Genomic DNA, 25,658 nt, shown 5'->3' with positions numbered 1-25,658 from the left:
TGGGGCCGGAGGATGGATTAGTGGGCGCGGGAGCGCAGCAGCTTCCATTTTTTGTATTGAAAATAAACCGTACAGCCGATGCAGTAACCCAGGACGGCGGCAGTTGCGGCTGCGCCCACCAAAGCGGAAGCGATGTACGCAGGCACATTCCATCCGAACAAATAAAAGACGGCAGCAAGGCCAAGCAGGGTTACGGCTATGGTTTGATTAAAACGTGCCAGCTCTGCCGCTTGGGTTTCGGAATTTTTCAGCTTTTTTGGGCTGAGAAAAGGCTTCACCGCCAGAATAAACAGGTTGGTTTTCGGCCCGAGCAGCACGGGAAGCAGCTGCACCAGAAAGACCAGATAGATCCAAAACGGCTGCTGAAATATTAAGGATAAAAGCACGAACAACACGATGCCGGATTGATTGGCTTTAATGAGCGGAAGCGGGATTTCGTTCATTTGGACACCTCTTTTCAAAGGAATTAACCTGTTTTGTGGATCCTATGGGCCTATTTCAGGTTTATAACCGATTATTCCTAGTAAATTAATTATAAATAGAACTTAGCATGTGTTTATCGGGAAGTCAATTTAGATTTTTGACCCATAAATCTAGGGCTCGGGATCCGGGCGGACCTTTATATGGGGTACTTTTTCCGGTAATGACTGAAGGTCAGCAGGGGCCAAATATGCCTGTAGCTGTGATAGTTGGTGTAAAAATTGCCGGGAAGCCCGGCGCCTGTCGGATAAGAAAGCAGGGGATCGTTATGGATTGAGTTCGAACCTGCAGAACCTGCAAAATCGGCCAATCGAAGGATGCCCTTGTCAATTTCGGGCGTGGGACGGGGCGAAACGGCAATTAAAGCGTCCAGGGCCCAGGCGGTTTGCGAGGGGGTGCTTTTTCCTAGAGGGACATAATGTTTCACCACATCGCTCCGGCAGGATTCGCCCCAGCCTCCGTCCGAGTTCTGGTTATCCAGCAGCCAGCGGGCGGCTTTTTTTACCGTGTCATGCTCAGCGGGGAGACCCACGGCTGCAAGTCCGGTCAACGCGGCCCAAGTGCCGTAGAGGTAACAGACGCCCCACCTTCCGTACCAAGAGCCGTCTTGCTCCTGATGTTCGATCAGCCAATCCGCGCCCCGCTTGATAAACGGGTGTTTGAGGGTCAGTCCGGCAAAATGGCCGAAATATTCCAGCGTTCGCCCGGTAAGGTCGGCTTCGGAAGGATCGGTTGCCGCGGCTTTGGCGCCTTCGATGGCGAGCCAGGTGAGCATCTCTTTATTCGTGTTTTTCTCAAAAGCGGGCCAGCCCCCGTCTTTATTCTGCATCGAAATGACCCAGTTCAGGCCGCGGTTCCAGGGATCGCGGAAGGCCTCGTCTGTCCGGGCCAACTGGCGGATTGCCCGCAAAGCGGCGGTGGTATCGTCCACATCAGGGATGATGCTGTTATTTTCGGAAAATCCCCAGCCCCCGGGAACGGGGTTCGGGTTATGAACGCTCCAGTCGGCCAGCTTGTGATGCTGCTTGGAGCGGAGGTATTCGGCGGCGCTTCTGATAGCTGTGTGGCTCGCCGGTAACCCCGCCTCCTGCAGGGCATAAGCCAGCAAAGCGGTATCCCATACGTCGGAAGGCGAGTTCTGCAGGGTCGTATGGCCGTCATCGGCCGTGCAGCGCATGGCAGTGATCCCGTCCACGGCACGGGCAATGAGCGGGTCCCGTTTATCGACTCCTAAGGCCAGCAATGCCCAAATCATTAAGATAGTAGAACTGGCATAACTGTATAACGTTCCGTCCGCCTCAATCCGCGTCAGCATGAACTGTTTGGCTTTTTCCGTGGCAGCTTCGTGCAAATGGCGGCCGGGAGCGGCCAGCTTGCTCAGTCCGGATGTAATGTGGTCAATCAGCTTGCGGTGTTCTTCGGGAGGTTTTTCGTTATCGGCTATCCGTCTGGCATAGAGATCGCCAAGATCGGTCATTTGCGGCGTTTGAATCGAAAAATCGCGGTCCGCCATAATCAGCAGCGGGATCAGATGCATCCGGGAATAACCGGAGAAATCAAATATACTGATCGGAAAAGAAGGCGGGAGAAGCAGCACCTCAAGTGGAATGGATTTGACGGAAAGGGGCCACTTTTGCTGCCCGGTCACGGAAAGTAAGGTTTTGGTCAGGATGCTGGAAGACTCCCCGGCTCCTCCTCTGGATAAAATATACCGTTTGGCCCGCTCCAGGGGTTCGTCCGTTTTGCTGCTGTATCCGGAGTAGAGCAGGGCGAAATAAGCTTCAATCGAAGCGGCCAGGTTTCCTTCCGTCTCATCGGCATACCATCTCCAGCAGCCGTCCGGCTGCTGCGCGGCCAGGATGCGGTCGTGCAGCTCCCGGATCAGCGTTTCGTTATCGAGCTCCAGACTCCGGAAGAGGATGAGGGAGAGCGCGTCGATAACGGTGCCATTTTCAAAACAAAACCGCCACGTTCCATCTGGCCGCTGCTGCTCAACAAGCTCCTCAATCATCCGGTTTATAGCCTCGGTTGCCGTCTTCAAGACTTGGTCCATCTGCCTGGGTACCTCCCGGTCATTTTTCACCATTATATGTGCGGAAGTTGGCGGAAATGAGGCGGGGGATGTGTAAATACGAATAGTAAAGTTCTTTTTCCCCGTACAGGCACGAGTGGGCCCCCGCCCACATACAATGAACAGACCGCAGACAAATGCACATTTCTTCAGGAGGTGTCATCCTTGCCCGGACTGTTCAGTGCGATTGCCTTGTTTATTAAACAGCTCACCCTGCTTGTCTCTTACGTCAAAAATAACGCGTTTCCCCAGCCGTTAACGGAAGCGGAGGAAACCCTGCATCTGCAGCGCATGGCCGAAGGGGATCCCGTCAGCCGTAACCTGTTGATCGAGCACAATTTAAGGCTTGTTGCCCATATCGTCAAGAAATTCGACAACACCGGCGAAGACCTGGAGGATCTGATCTCCATCGGAACGATCGGCCTCATTAAAGCGATAGAAAGCTACCGGCTCGGCAAAGGCACGAAGCTGGCCACGTTTGCCGCGCGTTGTATTGAAAACGAAATCCTCATGCACCTGAGATCGCTAAAGAAAACCCGTAAGGATGTGTCACTGCACGATCCAATTGGAACGGATAAGGAAGGTAATGAAATTACTTTGATAGATATCCTCGGCAGCGACAACGACGACGTCGCGGACCATGTGGAACTGAAAATGGAGAAAAGTAAAATCTATCAGAATCTTGATATTCTCGATGAAAGAGAGCAAGAGGTTATTAAAGGCCGGTTTGGTCTGGAGCATGGCGGGGAAGAGCGCACGCAGCGCGAAATCGCCAAGGAACTTGGGATAAGCCGGAGTTATGTATCGCGGATTGAGAAACGGGCGCTAATGAAGTTGTATCATGAGTTTTATAAGAAGAAATAAAGGAATGGGAGTGTCAATTATAATTCTAATTGGTGTGAGAAGTAGTGGCCCTGTTCAGTAGACAGGGGCTCATGAATTTTTAATTTATAAAATATGTGAAAGTAAAGTACCTCCGTGCTCGTTGGTATGATCCGGGGATCGGTCGATTTATTAACGAGGATCATATCAAGGGGAATTGATGAATCCGCTGAGTTTAAATTTGTGTACGTATAGCAGTAACAAATCGGCATGAAAAGCCACCTTTGACATTAAAATCGAAGGTGGCTTTTCATATTTCATTTAGGCGGTTCAGCTCCCTCCAGCTTGGGCGGTATCTCGCATAGACGCCTCGACACGATGCCCGGCGACGACGTCACGCGCTACCGCAAGTAGATGACTGTAATTTTTTTCTGGCGTCGGCTCGCAGGGGGCCTTGACAAGTGGATCACTGATCCACTACAATTGAATCACTGATCCGGTTATGATAATCGGTAGCTGGATCAGTGAATTCCATAAGGTACAGCAAGCTGTGCAGATGGGCCAGAGATGCTGTCCAACATAACGAAAGGGTGAAAATTCATGGGAAAGCTTGAAGGTAAGGTTGCAGTCATCACGGGGGGCGCTACCGGCATAGGCCGCGCCGCAGCAAAGCGCTTCATCGAGGAGGGCGCCTTCGTCTTCCTCTTCGGTCGCAGGCAGGAAGCACTCGACGCCGCTGTGGCCGACCTTGGGCCCAATGCCCGCGCGGTGAAGGGCTCGGTCTCCGATCCGGCCGACCTCGACCGACTCTACGCGGCGGTGAAGTTCGAGCGCGGAACTCTCGACATCGTCTTCGCCAATGCCGGGGCGGGAAGCCAACTTCCGCTTGGCGAGATCACCGCTGAGCACATTGACGAAGTCTTCGACACCAATGTGAAGGGTTCGATCTTCACGGTACAGAAGGCGCTACCGCTGATGGGCCAGGGCGGTTCGATCATCCTTACGGGATCAAGCGCCGGCACCACGGGCGCCCCGGCAATGAGCGCTTACAGCGCGAGCAAGGCGGCCGTGCGCAATCTCGCGCGGACCTGGGCGGAGGACCTGAAGGGCACCGGCATCCGGGTAAACGTGCTGTCGCCCGGAGCAACGGCAACCGAACTCGCGAAGGAATCGCTAGGCGAGGAGGGTCAAAAAGTCTTCGCCTCGATGACTCCGCTCCAGCGCATGGCTGATCCGTCGGAGATCGGGGCGGTGGCCGCATTTCTCGCATCATCGGACAGCAGCTTCATGACCGCCAGCGAGGTCGCCGTCGACGGCGGCCTGGCGCAAATCTGACGCGCTACGCCCAGGCCGGTCACTCCATTCGATATTCGGAGACTGCCGGGCGTGGTAACCCAAAGGAGGAGAACATATGAGCTACGCAATTATTGGCTTCGGCCAGATCGGCCAGGCCCTTGCTAGGACGTTTGCCCGAAGCGGCATCGAAGTATCCGTTGCAACCACTCGCGACCCGGAAAGCTTTGCATCCGCTGCGTCTGCGATCGGACCAGAGATTATTCCTAAAAAATTGGCGGACGCCGTCAAGGCAGACATCATCTTTTTGGCTGTCCGTTTCGAGTCTCACCCGGATGTTGCGAAGGTGCTCCCGACTTGGCAGGGGAAGACCATCGTCGATGTGACCAATGCCTACGGCGTGCCCTCTGAGGAACTGGGAGGACTGCCTTCTTCCAAGTTCGTCGCGCAGGCCTTCACGGGTGGACGACTGGTCAAGGGCTTCAACCATTTGGTGGCTGCCGTCCTTGACCAAGATCCGACCGTTCATGGCGGCAGGAGAGTCGTGTTCCTGGCGAGCGACGATGACGGCGCAGCAGCGGAGATTGGTGCTCTTGCGGAAAATCTCGGTTTCGCGCCGATCAAACTTGGCGGGCTTTCGGAAGGCGGACTGCTTGTGCAGGCGCGCGGAAAGAGCTGGGGTCAACTGATCTTTAAGGATTTGGTCAAGTTCGACTGATGAATCGTGATCGCAAATTTCGATGCGATCATGTCTTGTGGATACGGGCAGCCACAATTTGATTGAAGCAAAGACGACGCCGATAGGCAGACGCTTGCCGATCATCTGGTGCGTGCGCGCTTGTGGGTCTGTCTGACGCCTTCCAGCTCGGGGAGCTGACGGGCTCGGCACTCTTGCCTTGCGCACCTGGTCGGGCGTGAGGGTCGGGCGAAGGCGCTCGACCCTCGCCTCTTTCGCCAGCGTTTGCGGCTGTGCGATGGCGAAGGCGCTGCGGAGCTCGCGTATGGACGGTTTGAACGCCAAAACGATGGAGCTTCGGTCGTGGTCTGCACCGTCGCGGCCCGGATGGTATGATACTGACGAGGAAGATTGAATTTGATATAATGATCATGCTAGCCTTCGGTATTTTTAAGGGATAATGTTACGTAAGCAATACTAACGTTCAATTTCGCTTGGCTGGGAGAAATCAGAGGCCGCATCCGGCAACGAGTAATTGATCAATACTGCTTAGAAGAACAATTGAGATCCGTTCCCTTTGATACCAACGCCTAATCGTGACAGTAAGCTTTCTATTTGAGTGAGGTGAAACATGATGCGAGCCGACGCCAGAAAAAATTACAATCATCTACTTGCAGTCGCGCGTGACGTCGTCGCCGAGCATGGTGTCGATGCGTCCATGCGAGATATAGCCCGCCGGGCCGACGTCGGGTTGGCCACTTTGCTTCGTCATTTCCCGACACGGGAAGCCTTGTTCGAAGCGTTGCTGCGTACGAATCTGGAGGCACTGACGCAGAAGGCAGGCGAACTCGAAACGTCGAAACCACCTGACGAAGCGCTCGTGTCTTGGGTTCGCGAACAAGTGGCTTTTCTCCAAAGCTATAGCGGCGTTGTCGCCTTGATGGCGAGCGCCCACGCGGACCCGGACTCTGCGCTTTACGCTACATGCGCAGCGGTGCACTCAGCAGGCGAGCGACTATTGCTCCGTGCTCAGACCGAGGGAACGGCGCGCGCCGATATGAATGGGGACGACTTGTTCGCCCTGATATCGGCACTCGGCTGGCTTGTCGGCCAACCTTCATTCGCGCCACGGGCCGATCACCTCTTTAATATTATCGCGAGCACCTTCTGGATCAGAGATCCACAAGATACAGCAAACGATGCAAATGAGCCAGAGACGCCTTGATATCCTCAGTGAACGCGAGTAAGAGATTATTAAAGGCCGGTTTGGCCTGGAGCATGGCGGGGAAGAGCGCCGCAGCGCGAATTCGCGAAGGAGCTTGGGATAAGCCGGAGTTATGTATCACAAGGATTGAGAAAAGGGCGCTCATGAAGCTGTATGTCTCATGTTATAATGTTACACTTTACAAAGTGGTTGTAGGCTAAAAACCTATGGCCATTTTTTTGTGTGATCAGATTGATTCAATAAGTTATGAATTCGATGAAAAACAACACTAATTTATTGTAAAACGATAAATTTTCTGCTAAAGTCAATTTTATAATTCAATGGGTGAGGTGCGCTTTATGAAACGGGGAACAACACTCTTTTTGAAGATGGCTGTCTTGCTGATTGGAATCGCAGTTCTTGCTTTGTGCCTATTTTTAGTGCCCAAGATCGGGAGTTTTGCAAGAGGATTGTATCCGGATATGGCTTATATGAAACCTCTTGTTTTATTTGATATGTACGCGGCAGCGGTGCCTTTTTATTTTGCGTTGTATCAGGCATTTAAGCTTTTAAGCTATATGGAGAAGAACCAGGCGTTTGCGGAATCATCCGTCAAGGCTTTAAAGAATATAAAATACTGTGCCGCCGGCATCAGTATCTTGTACCTGTTAGGTGTGCCGCTCTACTATCTCCTTGCGAAGAAAATCGATCCTCCAAGTTTTATGCCCATGGCATCGGCCATTATTTTCGCTTCTATGGTGATCGCCGTTTTTACTGCGGTTCTCCAAAGACTTTTACAAAAAGTTATTCAAATAAAATCAGAAAATGATTTAACGATTTGAGTGACTCCTGCCGGTTAATACCGGTTAGTCTCGCTCTTTCCTTAGCAAGGAGGCCGTATATGAAAAAAATTAGCATCCTGTTATTTCCGCTGATGATTTTGCTGGTTATTATTTTTGTACTGGTCAGACCGAAGCAAGAAATCGTCAAGATCAGCCTTGTATCCGAGGCAACGGGAATCACTTACACCTACAATGAGACTGACTCAAAAAGCATTCAAATCTTCGAAGAGGCTATAAGAACCGTAAAAAAAGTACGCGGAGCTATTGATGTGGGCCCGCCAACTTATCGGATGACGGTTACTTACGCTGATTCCAAGGCGGTCGGATACAGCCTCTATATGGATTTTGAAACCAAAAATGGTTTCCTGATCAAAAATAGCAACAGCGAAAGGATGCTGGACTTAAGGGATAAGCCATCGGAAAAGCTTGCCGATCTGTTAAAAGAGAGGTGAAAAACATAAAACTGGGGATGAGCTATTTTACAGCCGTCGTAGATTTTTATTGCCTACCTGGCGGGCGTGGTGCCTCTCTTTTTGTCCCAAAAATCTTCCAATATGTGTTAATATAAAAGCGGATATCATTTTATGCGGATATAATTTCTAATAAGGAAGCGAGGCAACCGATAGTGAAACAGTTAATCCTTGGAGATGCCAGACACGAACTGGCGAATACCCGCCGTATTTTGGAGAACTTGCCTAATGAACATATGTCGTGGAAGCCGCACTCAAAATCGATGACATTGGGTAGCTTAACTACACACCTGGTAAATCTGCTGAACTGGCAAGTCGCCATTTTTCTTTCCTCCGAACTTGATCTTTCAACCGTTCCGATGAAAAGGGAAGCTTTGGCAACACGCGAAGAGGTGCTGGAGGAATTTGACGCTAATGTCGCTAAGCTTGAAAAACTGCTGGACGAATGCGAGGAGGATGGGCTTGCCGCGGAATGGACCCTGCGAAACGGCGACCATGTTATTCTAAGCCAACCGCGGGCTCTTGCGTTTCGCACATTCGGATTAAGCCACATGATCCACCACCGGGCGCAGCTCGGGGTCTATTTGCGTTTGCTCGATATTCCATTGCCGGGGATGTACGGTCCCACTGCCGATGAGAAGGGCATTTAACGAAGAAGCAGCGCGTGAAACCACAGGCTTTCCAAAATGTTCGATATCCAGCACAATCAGTTTAGTGTCGTCTACTGTGCGGATTGCGGTTACTCCGAATTTTATAACAAGCAGTCTTCGGCGGGGTCGAATATTCTTGATTTGATCTTCGGTTGAGTCAACCGGATACAAGCGAAGGCGCTTTTTACAGCTCAGCTCAAGAGGCAGATTATTCCACGGACGGAAAAAATAGTTCGATCAGCATACGAAGCAGCCGGCAAAAATGCCCGGCTGTTTTTGTTGTGCAAACGTCCGGAATAACGTGTGAATCCTGAGTTTTTTTCAATTAAACCCTGACTATGCGGAAGTGAATTGAATAAATTTTTAACAATAATTCTTGACTTACAGTTAACTCTATGGCCTATACTTCAACTAAAACGTACTAATACAAAGGATAAGCTGCGGCTAGGAATAGATAGGAGGAAAATAACAAAGATTAAACAGGCGGGCAGGGTCTGGAAAAAATGAATATTTTAGCATGAGTGGATTTAATAGATTTTAAAAATAGAAACCATACTAGGAACTGGAGATTACTTTTATAATGAGAACAAATCAGAATTGGAATGTTTTTGGCTTGGCTTTGCTGCTGGGTTTATTTTCGACGTTGGGTCCTTTTACTATTGATATGTATTTGCCGGCATTTCCTCAAATTGCTGAGCATTTTAATACAAATGCCTCTCTGGTGCAGTTCAGCTTGACGGCTTGTTTGCTTGGATTAGGTATCGGTCAGCTCGTTATGGGCTCTCTGAGCGATGTTTACGGCCGGAGAAATCCTTTGCTTATTTCGATGGCTATTTATGTCATCTCCTCGTTAGCATGCTCGTTTGCACCTAATATCGGATTGTTAATCCTGTTTCGGTTTGCCCAAGGATTTGCCGCTTCCGCAGGGATTGTAATCTCTCGAGCGATCGCCCGCGACCTTTACAGCGGTCATGAACTCACTAAATTTTTCTCATTGCTGTTGCTTGTAGGGAACTTGGGACCTCTTGCTGCGCCGATTGCAGGCAGCGGTATTCTTTCCTTTACGACATGGATGGGTGTGTTTATCGTACTGGCCGTGCTGGGAACGTACTTGTTGGCGATGACCAAATGGCGTTTAAAGGAGACGCTCCCGGTTGAGCGCCGCGAGACTCCTAACCTTATGAATCAAATCCGAAGTTACGGGCTGCTTTTACGCGATCGCAAGTTTGTCGGCTATATGCTGGCACAGGGAATTATGATTGCCGGGGTTTTTGCTTATGTATCAGGCACCCCTTTTATCTATCAAGATATTTATGGGGTTACGCCTGCCGTTTTCGCCTTGCTGTTCGGATCGAACGGCATTAGCTTGATTATAGGCTCGCAGCTGGTGGGACGTATGGCAAATCGCATATCTGAACAGACATTCTTATTGTTTGGCTTATGGGTGGCTTTATTTGCAAGCGTGGCCGTTTTAGTGGTAGCGTTAGTCCATGGCCCGCTGTTCGCTTTGGTGATCCCGCTGTTTTTCTTTGTATGTTCGATTGGCATTACCTCTACGGCCGCATTTCCGCTTGCAATGGAGAGCCAGGCCAATATGGCTGGAAGCGCTGCGGCGCTGCTAGGGGTGATCCCTTTCCTGCTGGGTGCAGTGGTCGCTCCTTTGGTGGGGATCGCGGGTGAAGACACCGCCGTTCCGCTGGGCGTCATTATTTTGGTGACGAGCACGGCTGCGATGCTGGCTTATTTCGGACTGGTCAGAAGAGCTCCGCGTGAAGTGTCGCCCGTAAACACGCACTGATTCTGATTTCAGAGCAGATCGGGTTTAAAGCGATAGAAACATCCGGCAGGGCAAAGCCACCCTTAAAGGAGTGTAGAACGATGAATTTTGAAACGGTTATGCAGGAGCTTGAGGCTCTCGGCAAGGAAAGGCTCAAGAAAATGTACTTGTCCAACGGGGCGAGGGAACCGCTGTTTGGCGTGGCTACCGGCGAAATGAAGCCCATTTTCAAGAAAACGAAGCTCAATCAGGCTTTGGCGGAGCAGCTTTATGCGACGGGAAATTATGATGCGATGTATTTTGCCGGCATTATTGCGGAGCCAAACGCCATGACCGAGTCGGACTATGACCGTTGGATGGATTCAGCCTATTTCTACATGCTTTCCGATTTTGTAGTGGCGGTAACCTTGTCGGAAGCGGATATTGCCCAAGATGTTGCGGATAAGTGGATGGCTAGCGGCGAAGATTTAAAAATGTCCGCTGGCTGGAGCTGCTATTGCTGGCTGCTGGGCAGCCGTCCGGATAGCGAATTTTCAGAAGGCAAACTGAGCCGGATGCTTGAACAAGTGGAAAAAACGATCCCGGGCGCTCCTGAACGAACGAAATATTCGATGAATAATTTCCTGTATACGGTGGCTACTTCCTATTTACCTCTTCATGACAAAGCCGTAGCAGCCGCGAAGGCGGTACATCCGGTAGAAGTCAAAGACAATAAAGGGAAGATCAAGACTTTAAACGCTGTAGAAAATATTCAAAAGATGGCGGACCGAGGGAAACTTGGTTTTAAACGCAAGCATGTAAGGTGTTAGCATTCGGTTAAGCGAGCTTTAGCTCCATAAAAATAATAAGGGCAGCGGGTCATTTGACCGGCTGCCCTTTTGTATTTTACGAGACTGACTGCTTACTGTAGCGGCCTATATTACACCCACCGCCTACTGAACCAACGGCCTGCTACTGGACCAGCTGCTCCAAATCCGGCTGCAGTTTATTCCGCAGAACATACAGCATGACGGCTCCAACCAGGAACGCGGCGGCATCCGCAATGACGAGGGACCAGACCACCCCGTGGAAGCCGTTCAGCCGATCGGCGATAAACAGCACCGGAATCAGCGTAATTCCCTGAATAATGGACATAATGAACGCAGCGGTTCCTTGCGCCGTAGCTTGGAAGATCCCGGTAAACAACGTGGTCATGCCTGTAATAAACAAGGATAAAAATGTGACGTGCAAAATGTAGCTGCCCATTTGAATCAATTGCAGGTCATTCGTAAATAATCCGATCAAGTGGTCGGAAATGAGGTAAACGATCACGCCGAATAGGGCGGCTAAAGCTACAATCGTTTTGATCGTAAATCCAATCGTATGTTTCATCCGCAATTTATTGGCTGTAAAAGTGAAGGCAATAAGCGGCACAACCCCCTCGCACAAGCCCATCAGAATAAACTCCGGAAATTGCAGCAACCGGGAGGAAATGCCGTAAGCCGCTACGGCCTGATCCCCATATTCAACCAGGAAACGGTTAAAGATCAGCGACATGGCCCCGAGGAAAATGCTCATAATAAATACGGGCACCCCGATTTTAAAAACATTGCCGAGAATGTCTCTGGTAGCCCGGAACCATTTTACGGAGACCGTTAGGAATTGGCTTTTGGATCCCATATGGAAGGCGTAGAAGGCACTCGCGACCATGTTGGAAATGACCGTTGCAGAGGCAACGCCGATGACGCCCCAATGGAAGACGAAGATGACCAGCGCGTCGAGCAAAATATTTACGATAACGCTGAGAATCATCCCGATCATCGAGGTGATGGCCGCCCCCTCAGAGCGAACGATATTTTCCAATGTAAAAAATAAGACAACAAATGGCGAACCGATCAGCATAACCGTGACATAGTCTTTCGTGAAGCTAAAGGAGTCTGATGTTGCGCCCAGGCCGTGAACGATGGGATCGATCAACGGGAGGCCGACGGCAATAACGAGAAGACCTAGAAACAGGCTGCTGTAAAAAGCGAAGGAGGACACGTGTTTGACATCCTCGTATTTTTTCTCCCCAAGCAAACGCGAGATGAAAGTCCCGCTGCCCATGCCGATCAAATTGCCTAAAGCCATAATGACGGCGAACAACGGCAAGGTTAAGGCAAGTGCGGTTAACATGGCGGTATTGTTGAGTGTGCCCAGGAAATAGGCATTCAAGATGGAATAGATGACGCTCATTGACGTGCCCAGCATCATCGGGACGGCGAAGTGAGCTACGGCTTTGGAGATGGGTACTTTTTCAAAGTAATGGAGGTTTTCTGCATCCATGCGGATCACGGCTTTCTTTATAGATTTTGATAGATTTTGTCCCAATCTAACAGTGTTAGTTTGAACCTTACAGTGTTAGATGATATCATGAACTTATAAACCTGTAAAGCATAAACTTACACTGTTAGATAAAAGGATGGATCTTATGAAAAAGCAGCAGCCTCAGATTTCGGAGGATAAGATTTTAGAAGCCTCGTGGGGGCTTCTGGGGGAAGAGGGGATCGAGAAATTTAGCTTGAGGCGGCTCGCCGACCGGCTGGGAATCCAGGCTCCTTCTCTGTACTGGTATTTTAAAAGCAAGCAAGATCTTTACCAGCGCCTGGCCAACCAGGTATCGAAAATCATTCTGGAGGAGTTCCACTCCGAGGGGGACTGGAAGGAGCAGCTGACGGGACTGGCGGTAACGGTGAGGAGCGTGCTCAGCCGGTATCCCTGCTCCACGCAGCTTATGATGATGACGCTGCCTCACGAACCGGATATTATCCGGTTTACCAACCGTATGCTGCTTTGCGTGGAATCGACGCCGCTGGAGCAAGAGCAGAAAATGCAAGTGGTGACCACGCTTGTGAACTATGTCTTCTATTTCGTTCTGGACGCCTATCAGCATGAGCGTAATGTCGCTGCTATTGTTAAGGAGGATCCAGACGCGCTTCCGGGTGAGGAAATGGTCCGCCTTCTGGACACCATGAGTGATTCGGAAGCCGGACTGTTCCGGAGAATGTTCACCCATGGGCTGTTCGAGCTGATGGGGACCGACAGTGCGTTTGAATTTGGTTTGAAGCTGATTCTGCTCGGGATTGAGCAGGTGATTCAGGAGAAGGGGCAGGAGTAGGAGAACGAGCAGGAGAAGTAACTAAAGAACAGAAGTAATGTGGAAAAAGAAGTCGAAACACGGATTAAACGCCCGTCCGAAAGTCGGAGGGGCGTTATTGGCGATTGTTGGGATCTTATGGGGGAGTAGAGGCTAAACCAAGAAAAGCGCTCGGGCTCTTAATTTAATTCGATAGTTCGGTTGATATCGGTATCTTCGGTATTTTTGCCAAGCAGTCTGCGGAACAAAAATTTCCCCATTTTAAACTTGTTGCCCGCATCCCAATATTCGGCGGCATCTGCTTTTACCTTGATCAGAATAAGATTCGGATCGTCAGGGGTGGTGTCCAGAACTTTCTCGTATGCCGGGCTCCAGAATTCCTTCAGCTTCTCGGGCTCGTCCACAAGCTCGGCTTCGCCTCGAATGGAAACGAAGGATTTGCCGGCATAAGCCACATTCACTTGGCGGTTATGGAGCAGCTCGTGGAATTTGTCCGTGTCTTTTTGGGTCAGAAACCAGAGGTCGCCATCGAACTCTACCTCCTGGGTTTTCATGGGACGAGAGACCAGCCCTTCTTCCGATACCGTTGTCAGCATCGCCGTTTCTATGCCTTTGATCAGCTCACGAACTTGCTCCACTGCTTGCTGGTTTTGAGAGGTCGTATTCATGATTTTCGATCACCTTCCCGTAAATGGTATTCCTTTATTATTACCCCATTAAGGGGTGTTAAACCTTGTTTAGAGGCATTAACCCCTGGCGGAAGCAGTACTAGAGTCGTTAACCCTTGGCGGAAGCAAGGCTCTTCTGTAGGGGGAACGAAGGTGGGGGGCTGGCTTCTGTAGGGTTGTCTACAAGGCGGGGATTTCGCTGTTGGAAGGAATGAAGTGGAGGCGAATGACTGGCTGCTTGGGCTGCTTGCTATTGATGGGATTCGTCTGCTTCGTATAGAATGATGAAAGGAGATTCATTTCATAGGGGTTTTTAATAGATTCCGAAAGTATCGGAAGGCGGTTTTCTTTTCCCTAAGGGGAGAAAGCGGCCTTTTTTTGTTATCCGCGTTTGAAGGAAACTAGGCGAAGACGGTTTTCGGTAACTTTTTTCGAAAGGGAGAGGTCATGACCAGGATAGAGGTTGTAAAATTGAACGCTGATTCACTGGGCATCAAGCTGCCTTACCATCCGGGCATATGTCCATCCGCAGGATTCAGGGAAGACGTTGGGATGCCGAGCAGAAATTGTGGATCGTTCCGTATAAGAAATCTGTCATTTTGCAGCTGCTTGAGATGTTTCCAAGAAAGCTTCTTTCGTTTGAACCCATGCTGCTGAAGGAGTGCGAATGGATGGGAGCGATTGAAAAAGACGAGAGGAACAAAAACAGTTTTAATCGTGCAGTCTTGATCGAAGAGTTAAAGAAGCGCGGTTACAGCAGCAAGACGATCAAGGCCTATTGCAGCCAGGTAAAGCGTTTTGTGCAGACCCTTCCGCCGGATGCGCCCGAGATCAGCAGCGAGGCTGTTCAGAAATATTGTCTGGCTCTACTGGCTAATCACATCTCCCATTCCAGCGTGAATCAGACGATCAGCGCGATCCGCTTCTACGCCAAGTACGTGTTAAACAAGCCGGTGAATGAAATCCAGTATATCCGTCCTAAAAAGCAGCATACCTTGCCCAACGTTTTGTCGGAAAACGAGGTGATAAAGCTTTTAAAGTCTGTAACGAATATCAAACATAAAGCCGTTCTATATCTGACCTATTCCTCCGGGCTAAGAGTAAGCGAGGTGGTCCGGCTGCGGATGACCGATCTGGATACGGAAAGGCAGACCTTGCGTGTCCGGCAAGGGAAAGGGAGAAAAGACCGGAATACTCTCTTATCTCGAGCGGCTATGAACATGGTGCAATCCTATATGGCTCAGTTTCAGCCTGAGGAATGGTTGTTTCCAGGACAGAATCCCGGACGTCACGTAACCGAGCGTACTATCCAGAAAGTGTTTGAAGAGGCGAGAAGACAAGCGGGGATAGTCAAAAAAGTAAGTATTCACTCGCTGCGCCACTCTTTTGCGACTCATTTACTGGAGGGCGGAACCGACCTCCGGTATATCCAGGAGCTGCTCGGTCACCAGAGTGCCCGAACTACCCAGCGTTATACCCATGTCAGCACAAAAAACATACAACGTATCCAGAGTCCGCTTGATCGGATGGATCTGGAGAAAAGGGAATAGGCGGGTAGATCAAAATGTACTTCGCCTATACCTCTTTATGGATTATACTAGAAGAAGTTCGGAGAATTACCGATATGTGGTATTTATGTGAAGTTCGGATAAATGACGTTATGTGAAATCATTAAAAAGAGGAGGATAAAAATGAGTAAGTCTTTAAAAACATCTTTAGCAAAGGCAAGATTAAAACATCCAATTATATTAAGGTTTATTTTGATAATTATTTTAATCTTATCTCTTGCAGTTTTATCTAATTTCTTGATTAATTTTTTCAATTCGTCCAATTTAGATGTTTTTAAATTTCTTAATAATTCAGGTAGTGTAGCGATACTTGCATCATTATTAGGAGCTACTGTGGGTGGAGCTATAACTTACTTTGTTACTATATATTCATTGATTCAAAGTAATCATATAAAAAGTGCGATAATAAATAAGAAAACAATCTATGAACCTTTGCTTATTGAATTCAAAAGTCTTTATAAAGATTTATCTAACAATAATGTAGTGCAAATATCATTTAATCCAGTACGAAGGAATCGGAATTTTACTCAATTTGAAGTGTGGATGCGAATCAAAAACGACTCTAGATATTATCAAATGCCAAGTTACCTTAGAGAAAAATTATTGTCTTTAGAAGAAGAGGTAATTTCTTATATTGAACAAATGGACAATGTCGAACAAAGTGCGTTTGATTCTTTAAAAACTCAAATAAAAAATTTGGGAAAAGAAATTGAGGGCAATGAAGCAGGTATTAGATCAATTTTTAATTTAGAAGATTTAATTAATAGAAAACAAAATGTTTTGAATGAAATGATTTTAAGTGAAAGAGTCGTAGGTATTCCAGATTTGACAGTAGACGAAAAGAAGAAAATAAATGAAGAATTTAATAAATATTTAAATATAGATCCTAACATAGAAAAATATTTTAATATAAAAAATAAAGTTGAGTTATCACTTGATGATCTGGTTGAGATCCTTGAGTTAATCATTATTACAATAACAAATAAGTATGAACGAAAAAGCAGCTTATTTTAGGAGGATAGCAATGTATACTTCAAGTTCGAGTATAAAAGAAAAAATGTTGAACAGATTTGAGTCGCAATATCCTGATCTTCTCCTTTACTTAGATAATCCTTATATATCCGAATTATTAGATGCTATATTCGATATTGTCGCTCAAGAAGTAAGTGAAATTAAAAATGAAACGATTTCGAAAAAAGATATAAGCAGAAAGTTTTAGAATTATGACTTTAACATCACATGACTTCACATAACATAATATTCACGCTGCGGACATGCGTCCTGGGTCCGGCATGCGCCGGACACTCGACATACGTCGAGTCGTGAATACAGGAACGTTAAGCGAAACTTCCGAAAGACTATAGAATTCATAATAACATCTACAAAAACAAGAAATGTATGAAGTAAACTCGAAACCGGGGCAAGCCCGGCGAATGCAAAGACTATAACGAAGCGAATTCGGAACCGAGGCAAGCCCGGCGAATGCAAGGACTATAACGAAGTGAATTCGGAACCGAAACAAATCCGGCATATACAAAGACTGTACGAAGTGAACTCGGAATCGAAGTAATTCCAATAATAATTGGGATGTAATCCAAGAGGTCAGAAGCATCGCTTAACACCGTATTTACGCTGCGGGGCTATCGCCCCTTGGTTGTCGGATGTATAATCATGGAAGAAGCTCAGACAACAAACGCCCCAACCTAAGATAAGAGCTATCTAAGGTTGGGGCGTTTCGTGAATACAAAGACGTTATCTGAAACTTGTGAATTGCAAATAAAATTTAGGATCGGAGGAAACCATGAATATTAAATCTAGTCTCATTTTAGGATTTTCAGTAATCATTGGATTTATACTTTTAGGGTTTATTCAAGGATTTTTTCAAGATAGGGGGGCATCAACAAATATAAAGGGAAATGAATCTAAAGAAAGATATGAATTTGTAAGTGCAAATGACGATAACGTAATCATATTTGATAAACAAACTGGTCAATATTGGAGGAAGTTTATGCCTAATTCCGAAGGACCTACTGAATGGACAAAAGAAGACTCACCACTAAAATAAACTAATGATAAAAATTTGTAAAATAGAATAACAATCAATTTTGAAGGTAAATCAAGTGGTCGCCAGCATCATATAACACCGTATTCACGCATCGGGCCATTCGGCCCTCGGTCCGGCCGGAGTTAGAAGTGGATTCAGCGAGGCATTTCAGCAGCAGGGAGGTAGATTCAGCCGGACACACCCGCACCACCCTAACCGCATCGCGGCCGGTCACTTCGTGACCTTAAGGTGGTGGGGCGTCGTGAATACAACAACGTTATATGTAATCGGCGGAAAAAAGATGATATAAAATACAATGAGAATGCTGAACTATAAGTATGATAAAATCAAGATAGGAAAAAGAAATGGTAAGAATTTGTGGGAGGTAGAACGAATGAAATGGCAAGAAGTAAGAGAATTGTTTCCTGACCAATTTGTTCTGGTGTCCATACTTAATTATCATGAGGAAGGCAACAAAAAAATAGTAGATGAAGTTGCACCAATTCGTACTATATCAAAGCAAGAGGCTAATAAAGAGTTTTTTCAAGCAGAGCCTGGGAATTTAGTATACCATACTTCAAATCAAGAATTTGTGATCCATATTCGCCGGGACCCATTAATAAGAGTGAGACGTAATAGTAATGAAAATTAACTATGATGGACAGTTAATTACGACGTCGCTTACCGTTACATTCAGAGGAAGAGCATTAAGAATAGATGATGTGATTATAGATACAGGGTCCTCACATACTATAATTAGTCCTGATATTTTGGAGGAAATAGGTGTGACCTACGAAACAGGTGATTCTATATATGAAGCATATGGGATTGGGGGAAGCGTTCCTTTCTATACAAAAATTATGGACAGGGTTGAAATAGGTACAAGAAGCATTGAGAATATAGAAATAGATGTTGGTATATTGCCGAAGGACCATAAAGGGTTGCTCGGATTGGATATTCTTAAACAACACAGCTTTATTATTGACTTGAAAACATTAGAATTACATACTTAACCAATAGAATGAATGGCATTAATAAGAGGAATCTGAGAAGTCGCCGACATCATATAACAATACATCTACGCTGCGGGGCATTCGCCCCTTGGATGTCAGGTGTGAAGGCTAGAAGAATATTCAGACAACACACGACCCGACCTAAGATAAGAGTTATCTAAGGTCGGGTCGCGTCGTAGATGCGCAACGTTATAAGAAATTGGCGCAAACATGTAATATGAAGGTATTTCACAGATGAGGTATATAAAGATCCAATATGGATCATCTTGTTATACTGGAGTATAATTAAGATGATCATGAAAAGGAGGTAAATTCATGAGTATGCCCAAGGATGAATTTGAAAAAATTATAGATCATTTGAATGAGAAGAATAAAGTGGTTGCAAAGAGTTTTTTATCTTGGCTACTAGAAAAACAAATGGAAGAAGACGATGAATATTTGACCGTAGCTGATTTAGAGGCGATAGAACAGGGACGTAATGAATACCGAAGTGGTCAGACGAAATCCTTGGAGGATTTAAAGCGTGAACTTGAACTATAAAGTTAAATTTTCAAACGAAGCAGAGAAGACTATTAGGAAGTTAGATCGATCTACTGCCAAGAGAATAATCATAGCGCTTGATCAATTGAGTGAAGAACCCTATCATGGCCCCAACATTAAGAAAATGAAAGGAAAGGAAGATAAAATCTATAGACTAAGAGTAGGTAATTATAGAATAATATATGAAATCATTGATAATGAACTCATCGTCTTTGTAATCCGTATAGGACCCAGAGGTGACATATACAAATGACAACACGCCCATACATGAAAATGTTCGGGCGTGTTGTCATTTAATAAAGAATTAACTAAGTGTATCAAGAAGTCGCCAACATCTTATAACAGCGTATTGACACTGCGGAACCTGAAGGTTCCTAGGTCGCCTGGAAGTAGAAGAAGGGATTCATAATGTAGCGAATTTAGTAGCAGGGAAGTGGAATCAGGCGACAACCACTGCGAGGCTAAGTCCTAGCGGATCCAGTCGCATGCGCTCCTTTAAGCCTCTCAGGTTCGTGAACACTGGGAACGTTATCTGAAAGAACTACAATTCGTATTATGGGGGGCAATCTCATGGATGTTGAAAAACTGTTCTCTGAATCACCTGACTTCAAAACGAATCGTTTGTTACTTCGGAGAATAGATATTAATGATGCGCAAGATTATTTTAACTTTGCTTCTGACCCTGAGGTAACAACATATACGCTGTGGAAAACCCACAGAACCATTGATGATTCTTTCCAATACCTAAATCGTGTAATTGAGAAGTATAAGTCTAAACAATCTTACCACTGGGGAATTGTTGATATTGACAGTAAGAAGTTAATAGGTAGAACTGGCTTGATTTCATGGGACCCAGCTCATGATAAAACTGAGATTGGTTTTGTATTGTCGAAACAGTATTGGAATCAGGGAGTCATAACTGAAGCAACAAGGGAAATCATATCGTATTGCTTTAACAAATTGGATGCGAATCGTATAGAAGGGCGTTGTAATCATGATAATGTGGGGTCAGCCCGAGTCATGGAGAAATTAGGTATGTCTTTAGAGGGTACATTGCGGGAACAGCTGAAAATAAAAGGAATCTATAAAGACCAAAAAATGTATTCAATACTTAAAAGAGATTTTTTGGCTAATTCTTAGAAGGTAGTTCCTTCAGATAACAATGTGTTCACGCAACGTCGGGGCTACGCCCCTCCTCGGTCCCGGAAGATAAGTCGAAGAAGTGATTGCCGGGACACATCGACACATCCGCACCACCTAACCGCATCGCGGCCGGCTCCTACGGAGCCTTAAGGTGGTGGGACGTCGTGAACACGGAAACGTTATGCGAAACTTCCGAAGAGCTGATAAAATGCGTTCTCAGAGGAGCATTATGCAACCAACATTCAGATATAGTTAGGATTCCGCGAATGGAATGAGTATCTTTTTTAGGAGGCTACCGCATGTTAAAGCTATTCGAATATAACTGGCAAGTTCGCAGAGATTGGTTTGATTGGTGTGGAACTGTAAGTGAAGAAGAATTACTGAACCAACGCACTGGCGGTATTGGGTACATTCTCCCCACGTTGTATCACATAGTGGCAGTCGAGTATGGCTGGATATGTGGTGGAATACAAGACAAAGCGATTAATATCCCACAATTCAAGGAAGTGGCAAGCTTACAGCAGTTAAAAGACTTTTCCGCCCGTTGCCACGAGGAACTAGCCCCATTTGTTTATGATTGGAATGACAGTCTGGAAGACTGCATTATGATTGATATTACGGATGAAGGGGAAAGGGAGCCTCATAAATACGGCGAAGTGATGCGGCACGTGATCGCCCACGAGATCCATCACATCGGTCAATTATCTATATGGTCACGAGAAATTGGCGTGAAGCCGGTTACTGCAAATTTGATTGGCAGAGGGTTATTTGATAATTAAGCATATAAAAGAAAAATTAGAAACGTAGGAGAGTGAAGCATGAGGGCTACACATATAACAAGCGTTATATGTAGTTTAATAATTGGCGCTTCATTAATCATAGGTTGTTTGATAATTACAACGAAAGATGTAACGGAAACTAAGCAGGAATTAAATATTGCAGAAGGACAAGAGAAATTAATTAACTCACCTTTACTAAACATTAAACAAGCAGCTGAGTATCTTAACCTTACAGAAGAACAAGTAACATATATTATCCAATCGGAACAAAATACATTAAATACGATGGGATCATTTCCAGGTGAGATGTTTCCATATTTCAAAATTAATAACGAAATATTTATTAGCAAAACTGATTTGACAAATTGGATAAAGGACGTAACTACACAGAGAAGAGAATATACGGAAGGACTCGCAGTACACTAAACAATTTTCTTGAAAGTTGATTCGAGAAGGTCGCACATATGAGCTAATACCCTATTCACGCATCGGCGGATAAGCCGCCTTGTTTCCGAAGATAAGTCGAGGAAGCAGTTGCCGCCGGGATACGTCCGCACCACCTAACCTTGTCGCTGCCGCTCACTACGTTTGCTTAAGGTGGTGGGACGTTTTGAACACGGGAACGTTATAGGAAATAGTGAAAGAATAAACAAATCAAAACCTGTTTAAATGTTTTGTTGAATTAAACTAACGGGCAGGGTAGATTAGCAATTTATAAGAAACATACCTAACCTTTACATGGTATCTTGTAGTCGGTACATTACATCATATTAACAAAGGAGAACTGAAAATGAGAAAACTCGTTCTATTCCTGCACGCATCGCTTGACGGTTTTGTAGAAGGGCCGAACGGTGAAATGGACATTGGCTGGGTTTCCTACGATGCTGATTTGGAGAAACACGCGAAAGAAATTTTGAGTACTGCCGACACTGTCATTTGGGGACGTGGGACTTATCAGATGATGCACAGTTACTGGCCATCTGTGCCTTCGAACCCATCAGCTTCGCAATATGAACGGAATCATGCCGAGTGGATCGAAAAGACAGCCAAAATCGTATTTTCCACGACGCTGGAGAAAGTCGAATGGAACAATTCCAGACTGGTGAAGGAAGATGTCGAGGAAGAGATCAAGAATCTCAAACAACAGCCAGGCAAGGATATGGTCATCCTCGGCAGTCCCAGGTTTGCGCATTACGTGATGGGTCTTGATCTAATCGATGAGTACAAAATCACGGTTTCTCCTGTCCTGATTGGCAGCGGGCTGCCATTGTTTCAAGGACTCCAAGAGAAGACCAATCTTAAACTTATCGAAAATAAAACATTCGATTCAGGAGCCATTGGTCTCTATTACCAGACGGTTAGATGACTAGCCTCGTGAAGTAGTTTGCATTATCCAATCAGTCAACGGGGCTGAACTAACGGGAATGATAGTTAAAAATGAAGGATGGTTTTGTATTTCGGAGAGGTATTGACATCCTATAACATCGAATTCACGCTGCGAGGCTTACCCCTTGGGTGTCAAATGTATAAACATGGAAGCATGCTCAGACAACACGCGACCCGGCCTAAGATAGGAGCTATCTAAGGCCGGGTCTTTTCGTGAATATGAGAGGCGTTACCGGAAATTTATGCAAGCTTGTTAAGAAAGGTGTGATTCGATGGAGATGATATTTATTAGGCATGCTCAAGGAGAACACACTATTAATTTGCCAATGAGTCTAAATATTTCTCATCCGACTCTGACTGAAAGGGGAAAAGAACAGGCCCGGAAATTATCTGAGATACTTTTGTTAAAACATAAAGACATTGTTATTGTAAGCCCATGAATGGATTACTTTAACATGCGATGAAATATATAAAAGAAAAGAGATTGAGGAATTATATCAGGATTTTGAAGTGTTGGATTTTAATGAAGATATATGGATTGAAGGAATAAATAAACTTGACGGATTATTATTTAAGGAATTAGTAGAACGATTTATTGAATGGATAAAGACTTTGAAGTGTACTGTTTATTTAATCACACATGATGGAACAATTAATAACTACCGACAAATATTAGGAGAAGATCATGTAACAAGAGATGATTTTTTAGGAGATACAGGATGGTACAAGATAATTGTATAGTAATTCAAGGAGGGCATGAACTCCGATAAAATGAAGGTGGACAAAAGAATATACCGGTTAATGATTTTTCAACATCAATTATGTTTTATGACTCGAAAGAAGTACTTAACAATTTATTGAAAGAAGAAAAAGAATTTATATGACTAAATAGTAAGACAATAGCTAAAGGGAAAATACTATATATAAAAGAATAAAGAAAAAACTGTATACAAGGAATAGGAGAATGTTTTAGTTTAATCGAAGTAGGTGGATTCATCAGGTTACTGGTAAATATTAAAGAGAATATTTAAGGAGAGAATTTATGAAAGGTAAGATACTCTTATTATTTTTTATAACGTTAGTGATTTCATCTTGTCAAAATATTAGTCAATCTACTGCCTTGAACAGCGAAACTAAATCAATAATGAATTCTGAACAGCCTCCTGATGTAAGGAGTACAGGTAATGATACAGAATCGAAAGGAATAACGGGAGGGCCATCAGATCCTTCTAACAATGAAGTGTTATCCATGAGCATTGGGAACTATGATTTGACTGGAGAATTTTATGATGAAATGCTTCGAAATCCTATAGATCATGATTATGAAGTCGAATTTAATGAATTACAAAATTCCAAAGAGATTACTACAACATTGGGATGGGGGGCGTTAGAAAGCAAATATACAGAGATTTGGGATAAAGAGTTGAATCAAATATATGAAAAGCTTCTTTCTAAGTTGGATAAAGAACCAAGTGAAGCACTCATTGAATCGCAGAAAGAATGGTTACAGTATCACTTAAGTGAAACAAAATTTGTAGAGAAGACATTTATTAATAATGGTTACCTTGGATCACAAGGATCAGTAAGCCTAGACAAGGTTATAAGGGAGCGAATTAGGGAAAGAACAATGCAATTATTTGAATATCGATATTTACTAGATGGTGAAGTTGAGTTTGTATACCAAAGTAAAAAATAGAGTTGGAACGCATAACCCTGTATTCATACTGGGTCGGATAAAACACATATTAATAGATACAGAGGAGATTATAAAATGAATCCAATCCTAATAGATTTTCCAAACGAATTTACAACTGAAAGGTTATTGATTAGAAGACCTCTACCTGGGGATGGCAAGATCGTGTATGAAAGCATAATCTCATCGCTCAACGAACTCAAGGAGTGGCTGCTACTTTTTGCACAGTTTGAAGATTCTGAACAGGCAACCGAAGCAAATTTACGAGAAGCACATGTAAAGTTTATTAAGAGAGAAGATCTTAGATTTCTGATATTCGATAAAGAAACTAGAAAATTCATTGGTTTATGCGGATTGATTAAGCCGGATTGGGAGATACGTAAATTTGAAATTGGATACTGGATTGATACGCGTATGAGCGGTAATGGGTATATGACTGAAGCAGTTCAAGGAATAACCAATTTTGCTTTTACAGAGTTAAAAGCGAGAAGAGTAGAAATTCGTTGTGATACTTTAAATGATAAGAGTAAGGCGATTCCAGAACGATTAGGTTTTCAATTAGAAGGAACATTAAGAGGTGATGATTTATCAACAGATAAGAGTCAGATAAGAGATACTCATATATACGCTCTAGTTAAATAAATGGTGATAGTGGTTCGAGAAGGCGTTAACATCCTATCGAATCCTATCGATCATATTCACGCTAATAAGCAAAATAATTATTCAAAGCCTGGGTTGGAAACCACTCCTTGGGGAAGTGAGGAATGTTGTGTGATAGATCCGTTTGGAAACGGAAATATTTTTTATGAATATAAGGATAAAGAAACAATGAAGTAAAAATGCGAATTGCAAAAATCCCGAGGCAGTCGACGACATCTGGAACACAGCATTCAAGCTGCGGGGCCGTTGGCTCCTGGATTGAAATGAGGAGCTGGTTCGAATGGAATTTACAATTATCGAATATGACCCCTCCTTCGCATTACAAACGGTTAAGATGTGGAGGGAAAGCAAGGAACAAGCGATTGGGCAAAAAGAAATACATTCTTTTGAAGATCATGTATTTTTCCTGAATCATATATTGATTAAAGACAATAGAGTTTATATTGCAATTGAAGATGCAAGTAAACAAGTAATAGGCGTGCTAGCTTGTAACGAGAGTTGGATTAATCAGTTGTATATTCATCCTCAATATCAAGGAAGAGGAATAGGGAAAAGGCTTCTAAATCTTGCCAAACAGCAATCGAATGGCAGGCTTTTTTTATACACCTTTGAAGTCAACAAGCGAGCTCAGAAATTTTACGAAAGAAACGGCTTTAGGATTGTTAGTCGAGGAAATGAAAATGAAGAGCAGCTTGAAGATATAAAGTATGAATGGACAAAACCTAAAAATGTTTGATGTGTCGGTTCCTTCTTGGTCCAGGGAC

At 45.2% G+C, this 25,658-nt stretch carries 31 protein-coding genes and 1 pseudogene; 28 read left to right on the top strand and 4 right to left on the bottom strand.

The window, feature by feature from the left end; translation table 11 throughout:
• Positions 1-17 precede the first annotated feature (17 nt).
• Together AC3ZPD_RS16725 and shc are read right to left on the bottom strand one after the other, a co-directional pair.
• Positions 18-443, bottom strand: coding sequence for a DUF4395 domain-containing protein (locus AC3ZPD_RS16725; RefSeq protein WP_490985428.1), 426 nt, complete (start codon positions 441-443; stop codon positions 18-20).
• Between the two features lie 176 nt (positions 444-619).
• On the bottom strand, positions 620-2,533 hold the full coding sequence (gene shc / locus AC3ZPD_RS16720; RefSeq protein WP_490985427.1) for a squalene--hopene cyclase: 1,914 nt from the start codon (positions 2,531-2,533) through the stop codon (positions 620-622).
• A gap of 183 nt (positions 2,534-2,716) precedes the next feature.
• Here shc and sigK point away from each other — a divergent pair, with 183 nt between their 5' ends.
• The 10 genes and pseudogenes from sigK to AC3ZPD_RS16670 all read left to right on the top strand — a co-directional run bounded on the left by sigK (position 2,717) and on the right by AC3ZPD_RS16670 (position 11,094).
• A complete protein-coding gene (gene sigK / locus AC3ZPD_RS16715) occupies positions 2,717-3,415 on the top strand; it encodes an RNA polymerase sporulation sigma factor SigK (protein ID WP_068696941.1) in 699 nt (232 codons plus the stop codon).
• Between the two features lie 558 nt (positions 3,416-3,973).
• A complete protein-coding gene (locus AC3ZPD_RS16710) occupies positions 3,974-4,708 on the top strand; it encodes an SDR family NAD(P)-dependent oxidoreductase (RefSeq protein ID WP_490985426.1) in 735 nt (244 codons plus the stop codon).
• 76 nt (positions 4,709-4,784) lie between these two features.
• Entirely contained in the window at positions 4,785-5,384 is a 600-nt protein-coding gene (locus tag AC3ZPD_RS16705) for an NADPH-dependent F420 reductase (RefSeq protein WP_490985425.1), read from the top strand.
• Between the two features lie 589 nt (positions 5,385-5,973).
• A complete protein-coding gene (locus tag AC3ZPD_RS16700) occupies positions 5,974-6,567 on the top strand; it encodes a TetR/AcrR family transcriptional regulator (RefSeq protein ID WP_490985424.1) in 594 nt (197 codons plus the stop codon).
• Between the two features lie 338 nt (positions 6,568-6,905).
• Positions 6,906-7,388: a DUF2975 domain-containing protein gene (locus AC3ZPD_RS16695; RefSeq protein ID WP_490985423.1), complete on the top strand. Its 483-nt coding sequence runs from the start codon at positions 6,906-6,908 to the stop codon at positions 7,386-7,388.
• Between the two features lie 59 nt (positions 7,389-7,447).
• Complete coding sequence (locus AC3ZPD_RS16690; protein WP_490985422.1) at positions 7,448-7,840, top strand: YhfM domain-containing protein; 393 nt, start codon at positions 7,448-7,450, stop codon at positions 7,838-7,840.
• Positions 7,841-8,010: 170 nt separating this feature from the next.
• Positions 8,011-8,508 carry a DinB family protein gene (locus AC3ZPD_RS16685; protein WP_490985538.1) on the top strand — a complete coding sequence of 166 codons (498 nt, stop codon included), beginning with the start codon at positions 8,011-8,013 and terminating at the stop codon, positions 8,506-8,508.
• A gap of 27 nt (positions 8,509-8,535) precedes the next feature.
• A pseudogene (locus tag AC3ZPD_RS16680) lies at positions 8,536-8,664 on the top strand (zinc ribbon domain-containing protein); the annotation flags it as partial.
• A gap of 424 nt (positions 8,665-9,088) precedes the next feature.
• Positions 9,089-10,306 (top strand): multidrug effflux MFS transporter, encoded by a 1,218-nt coding sequence (locus AC3ZPD_RS16675; protein WP_490985421.1) that lies wholly within the window; start codon positions 9,089-9,091, stop codon positions 10,304-10,306.
• Between the two features lie 80 nt (positions 10,307-10,386).
• On the top strand, positions 10,387-11,094 hold the full coding sequence (locus AC3ZPD_RS16670; protein WP_490985420.1) for a DNA alkylation repair protein: 708 nt from the start codon (positions 10,387-10,389) through the stop codon (positions 11,092-11,094).
• A gap of 142 nt (positions 11,095-11,236) precedes the next feature.
• Here the strand turns inward: AC3ZPD_RS16670 and AC3ZPD_RS16665 are convergent, their stop codons facing one another.
• Positions 11,237-12,589 (bottom strand): MATE family efflux transporter, encoded by a 1,353-nt coding sequence (locus tag AC3ZPD_RS16665; RefSeq protein ID WP_490985419.1) that lies wholly within the window; start codon positions 12,587-12,589, stop codon positions 11,237-11,239.
• 145 nt (positions 12,590-12,734) lie between these two features.
• Between AC3ZPD_RS16665 and AC3ZPD_RS16660 the strand changes: the two genes are divergently transcribed.
• Positions 12,735-13,421, top strand: coding sequence for a TetR/AcrR family transcriptional regulator (locus AC3ZPD_RS16660; RefSeq protein WP_490985418.1), 687 nt, complete (start codon positions 12,735-12,737; stop codon positions 13,419-13,421).
• Positions 13,422-13,579: 158 nt separating this feature from the next.
• Here AC3ZPD_RS16660 and AC3ZPD_RS16655 read toward each other — a convergent pair whose 3' ends face one another.
• Positions 13,580-14,068: a pyridoxamine 5'-phosphate oxidase family protein gene (locus AC3ZPD_RS16655; protein WP_490985417.1), complete on the bottom strand. Its 489-nt coding sequence runs from the start codon at positions 14,066-14,068 to the stop codon at positions 13,580-13,582.
• A gap of 566 nt (positions 14,069-14,634) precedes the next feature.
• Between AC3ZPD_RS16655 and xerA the strand changes: the two genes are divergently transcribed.
• The 17 genes from xerA (at position 14,635) to AC3ZPD_RS16570 (ending at position 25,630) form a co-directional block, all read left to right on the top strand.
• Positions 14,635-15,618 carry a site-specific tyrosine recombinase/integron integrase gene (gene xerA / locus AC3ZPD_RS16650; RefSeq protein ID WP_490985416.1) on the top strand — a complete coding sequence of 328 codons (984 nt, stop codon included), beginning with the start codon at positions 14,635-14,637 and terminating at the stop codon, positions 15,616-15,618.
• 141 nt (positions 15,619-15,759) lie between these two features.
• Positions 15,760-16,650 (top strand): hypothetical protein, encoded by an 891-nt coding sequence (locus tag AC3ZPD_RS16645; protein WP_490985415.1) that lies wholly within the window; start codon positions 15,760-15,762, stop codon positions 16,648-16,650.
• A gap of 10 nt (positions 16,651-16,660) precedes the next feature.
• Positions 16,661-16,855: a hypothetical protein gene (locus AC3ZPD_RS16640; RefSeq protein ID WP_490985414.1), complete on the top strand. Its 195-nt coding sequence runs from the start codon at positions 16,661-16,663 to the stop codon at positions 16,853-16,855.
• A gap of 582 nt (positions 16,856-17,437) precedes the next feature.
• Positions 17,438-17,701 carry a hypothetical protein gene (locus tag AC3ZPD_RS16635; RefSeq protein WP_490985413.1) on the top strand — a complete coding sequence of 88 codons (264 nt, stop codon included), beginning with the start codon at positions 17,438-17,440 and terminating at the stop codon, positions 17,699-17,701.
• 373 nt (positions 17,702-18,074) lie between these two features.
• Positions 18,075-18,332, top strand: coding sequence for a hypothetical protein (locus AC3ZPD_RS16630; RefSeq protein ID WP_490985412.1), 258 nt, complete (start codon positions 18,075-18,077; stop codon positions 18,330-18,332).
• On the top strand, positions 18,322-18,693 hold the full coding sequence (locus tag AC3ZPD_RS16625) for a retropepsin-like aspartic protease family protein (protein ID WP_490985411.1): 372 nt from the start codon (positions 18,322-18,324) through the stop codon (positions 18,691-18,693). Before AC3ZPD_RS16630 ends, AC3ZPD_RS16625 begins: the two co-directional genes overlap by 11 nt.
• Before the next feature lie 315 nt (positions 18,694-19,008).
• A complete protein-coding gene (locus AC3ZPD_RS16620; RefSeq protein ID WP_490985410.1) occupies positions 19,009-19,233 on the top strand; it encodes a hypothetical protein in 225 nt (74 codons plus the stop codon).
• Positions 19,217-19,486 carry a type II toxin-antitoxin system RelE family toxin gene (locus tag AC3ZPD_RS16615; protein WP_490985409.1) on the top strand — a complete coding sequence of 90 codons (270 nt, stop codon included), beginning with the start codon at positions 19,217-19,219 and terminating at the stop codon, positions 19,484-19,486. Before AC3ZPD_RS16620 ends, AC3ZPD_RS16615 begins: the two co-directional genes overlap by 17 nt.
• Positions 19,487-19,803: 317 nt before the next feature.
• Entirely contained in the window at positions 19,804-20,373 is a 570-nt protein-coding gene (locus tag AC3ZPD_RS16610; RefSeq protein WP_490985408.1) for a GNAT family N-acetyltransferase, read from the top strand.
• A gap of 302 nt (positions 20,374-20,675) precedes the next feature.
• Positions 20,676-21,155 carry a DinB family protein gene (locus AC3ZPD_RS16605; protein ID WP_490985407.1) on the top strand — a complete coding sequence of 160 codons (480 nt, stop codon included), beginning with the start codon at positions 20,676-20,678 and terminating at the stop codon, positions 21,153-21,155.
• 39 nt (positions 21,156-21,194) lie between these two features.
• Positions 21,195-21,581: a DNA-binding protein gene (locus AC3ZPD_RS16600; RefSeq protein WP_490985406.1), complete on the top strand. Its 387-nt coding sequence runs from the start codon at positions 21,195-21,197 to the stop codon at positions 21,579-21,581.
• A 364-nt stretch (positions 21,582-21,945) separates the two neighbouring features.
• The gene (locus AC3ZPD_RS16595) at positions 21,946-22,521 is read left to right on the top strand and encodes a dihydrofolate reductase family protein (protein ID WP_490985405.1); all 576 of its coding nucleotides are present in this window, start codon (positions 21,946-21,948) and stop codon (positions 22,519-22,521) included.
• A gap of 533 nt (positions 22,522-23,054) precedes the next feature.
• Positions 23,055-23,282 (top strand): hypothetical protein, encoded by a 228-nt coding sequence (locus tag AC3ZPD_RS16590; protein ID WP_490985404.1) that lies wholly within the window; start codon positions 23,055-23,057, stop codon positions 23,280-23,282.
• 301 nt (positions 23,283-23,583) lie between these two features.
• Complete coding sequence (locus AC3ZPD_RS16585) at positions 23,584-24,237, top strand: lysozyme inhibitor LprI family protein (protein WP_490985403.1); 654 nt, start codon at positions 23,584-23,586, stop codon at positions 24,235-24,237.
• Positions 24,238-24,312: 75 nt separating this feature from the next.
• Positions 24,313-24,876 carry a GNAT family N-acetyltransferase gene (locus AC3ZPD_RS16580; RefSeq protein WP_490985402.1) on the top strand — a complete coding sequence of 188 codons (564 nt, stop codon included), beginning with the start codon at positions 24,313-24,315 and terminating at the stop codon, positions 24,874-24,876.
• On the top strand, positions 24,877-25,071 hold the full coding sequence (locus AC3ZPD_RS16575; RefSeq protein WP_490985401.1) for a glyoxalase superfamily protein: 195 nt from the start codon (positions 24,877-24,879) through the stop codon (positions 25,069-25,071).
• Positions 25,072-25,174: 103 nt separating this feature from the next.
• Positions 25,175-25,630, top strand: a complete 456-nt coding sequence (locus AC3ZPD_RS16570) for a GNAT family N-acetyltransferase (protein ID WP_490985400.1) — start codon at positions 25,175-25,177, stop codon at positions 25,628-25,630.
• Positions 25,631-25,658 lie beyond the last annotated feature (28 nt).

This window comes from Paenibacillus mobilis (assembly GCF_058267595.1).
Note: the sequence above shows the minus strand (reverse complement) of the source record. Positions and strands in the feature narration are given on the sequence as shown.

What these genes read in the sequence shown, in the direction of transcription:
- AC3ZPD_RS16725 (WP_490985428.1), bottom strand. Translation starts at nt 443, where the DNA reads ATGAACGAAATCCCGCTTCCGCTCATTAAAGCCAATCAATCCGGCATC.
- shc (WP_490985427.1), bottom strand. Translation starts at nt 2,533, where the DNA reads ATGGACCAAGTCTTGAAGACGGCAACCGAGGCTATAAACCGGATGATT.
- AC3ZPD_RS16710 (WP_490985426.1), top strand. Translation starts at nt 3,974, where the DNA reads ATGGGAAAGCTTGAAGGTAAGGTTGCAGTCATCACGGGGGGCGCTACC.
- AC3ZPD_RS16705 (WP_490985425.1), top strand. Translation starts at nt 4,785, where the DNA reads ATGAGCTACGCAATTATTGGCTTCGGCCAGATCGGCCAGGCCCTTGCT.
- AC3ZPD_RS16700 (WP_490985424.1), top strand. Translation starts at nt 5,974, where the DNA reads ATGATGCGAGCCGACGCCAGAAAAAATTACAATCATCTACTTGCAGTC.
- AC3ZPD_RS16695 (WP_490985423.1), top strand. Translation starts at nt 6,906, where the DNA reads ATGAAACGGGGAACAACACTCTTTTTGAAGATGGCTGTCTTGCTGATT.
- AC3ZPD_RS16690 (WP_490985422.1), top strand. Translation starts at nt 7,448, where the DNA reads ATGAAAAAAATTAGCATCCTGTTATTTCCGCTGATGATTTTGCTGGTT.
- AC3ZPD_RS16675 (WP_490985421.1), top strand. Translation starts at nt 9,089, where the DNA reads ATGAGAACAAATCAGAATTGGAATGTTTTTGGCTTGGCTTTGCTGCTG.
- AC3ZPD_RS16670 (WP_490985420.1), top strand. Translation starts at nt 10,387, where the DNA reads ATGAATTTTGAAACGGTTATGCAGGAGCTTGAGGCTCTCGGCAAGGAA.
- AC3ZPD_RS16665 (WP_490985419.1), bottom strand. Translation starts at nt 12,589, where the DNA reads ATGGATGCAGAAAACCTCCATTACTTTGAAAAAGTACCCATCTCCAAA.
- AC3ZPD_RS16660 (WP_490985418.1), top strand. Translation starts at nt 12,735, where the DNA reads ATGAAAAAGCAGCAGCCTCAGATTTCGGAGGATAAGATTTTAGAAGCC.
- AC3ZPD_RS16655 (WP_490985417.1), bottom strand. Translation starts at nt 14,068, where the DNA reads ATGAATACGACCTCTCAAAACCAGCAAGCAGTGGAGCAAGTTCGTGAG.
- AC3ZPD_RS16645 (WP_490985415.1), top strand. Translation starts at nt 15,760, where the DNA reads ATGAGTAAGTCTTTAAAAACATCTTTAGCAAAGGCAAGATTAAAACAT.
- AC3ZPD_RS16640 (WP_490985414.1), top strand. Translation starts at nt 16,661, where the DNA reads ATGTATACTTCAAGTTCGAGTATAAAAGAAAAAATGTTGAACAGATTT.
- AC3ZPD_RS16635 (WP_490985413.1), top strand. Translation starts at nt 17,438, where the DNA reads ATGAATATTAAATCTAGTCTCATTTTAGGATTTTCAGTAATCATTGGA.
- AC3ZPD_RS16630 (WP_490985412.1), top strand. Translation starts at nt 18,075, where the DNA reads ATGAAATGGCAAGAAGTAAGAGAATTGTTTCCTGACCAATTTGTTCTG.
- AC3ZPD_RS16625 (WP_490985411.1), top strand. Translation starts at nt 18,322, where the DNA reads ATGAAAATTAACTATGATGGACAGTTAATTACGACGTCGCTTACCGTT.
- AC3ZPD_RS16620 (WP_490985410.1), top strand. Translation starts at nt 19,009, where the DNA reads ATGAGTATGCCCAAGGATGAATTTGAAAAAATTATAGATCATTTGAAT.
- AC3ZPD_RS16610 (WP_490985408.1), top strand. Translation starts at nt 19,804, where the DNA reads ATGGATGTTGAAAAACTGTTCTCTGAATCACCTGACTTCAAAACGAAT.
- AC3ZPD_RS16605 (WP_490985407.1), top strand. Translation starts at nt 20,676, where the DNA reads ATGTTAAAGCTATTCGAATATAACTGGCAAGTTCGCAGAGATTGGTTT.
- AC3ZPD_RS16600 (WP_490985406.1), top strand. Translation starts at nt 21,195, where the DNA reads ATGAGGGCTACACATATAACAAGCGTTATATGTAGTTTAATAATTGGC.
- AC3ZPD_RS16595 (WP_490985405.1), top strand. Translation starts at nt 21,946, where the DNA reads ATGAGAAAACTCGTTCTATTCCTGCACGCATCGCTTGACGGTTTTGTA.
- AC3ZPD_RS16585 (WP_490985403.1), top strand. Translation starts at nt 23,584, where the DNA reads ATGAAAGGTAAGATACTCTTATTATTTTTTATAACGTTAGTGATTTCA.
- AC3ZPD_RS16580 (WP_490985402.1), top strand. Translation starts at nt 24,313, where the DNA reads ATGAATCCAATCCTAATAGATTTTCCAAACGAATTTACAACTGAAAGG.
- AC3ZPD_RS16575 (WP_490985401.1), top strand. Translation starts at nt 24,877, where the DNA reads ATGGTGATAGTGGTTCGAGAAGGCGTTAACATCCTATCGAATCCTATC.
- AC3ZPD_RS16570 (WP_490985400.1), top strand. Translation starts at nt 25,175, where the DNA reads ATGGAATTTACAATTATCGAATATGACCCCTCCTTCGCATTACAAACG.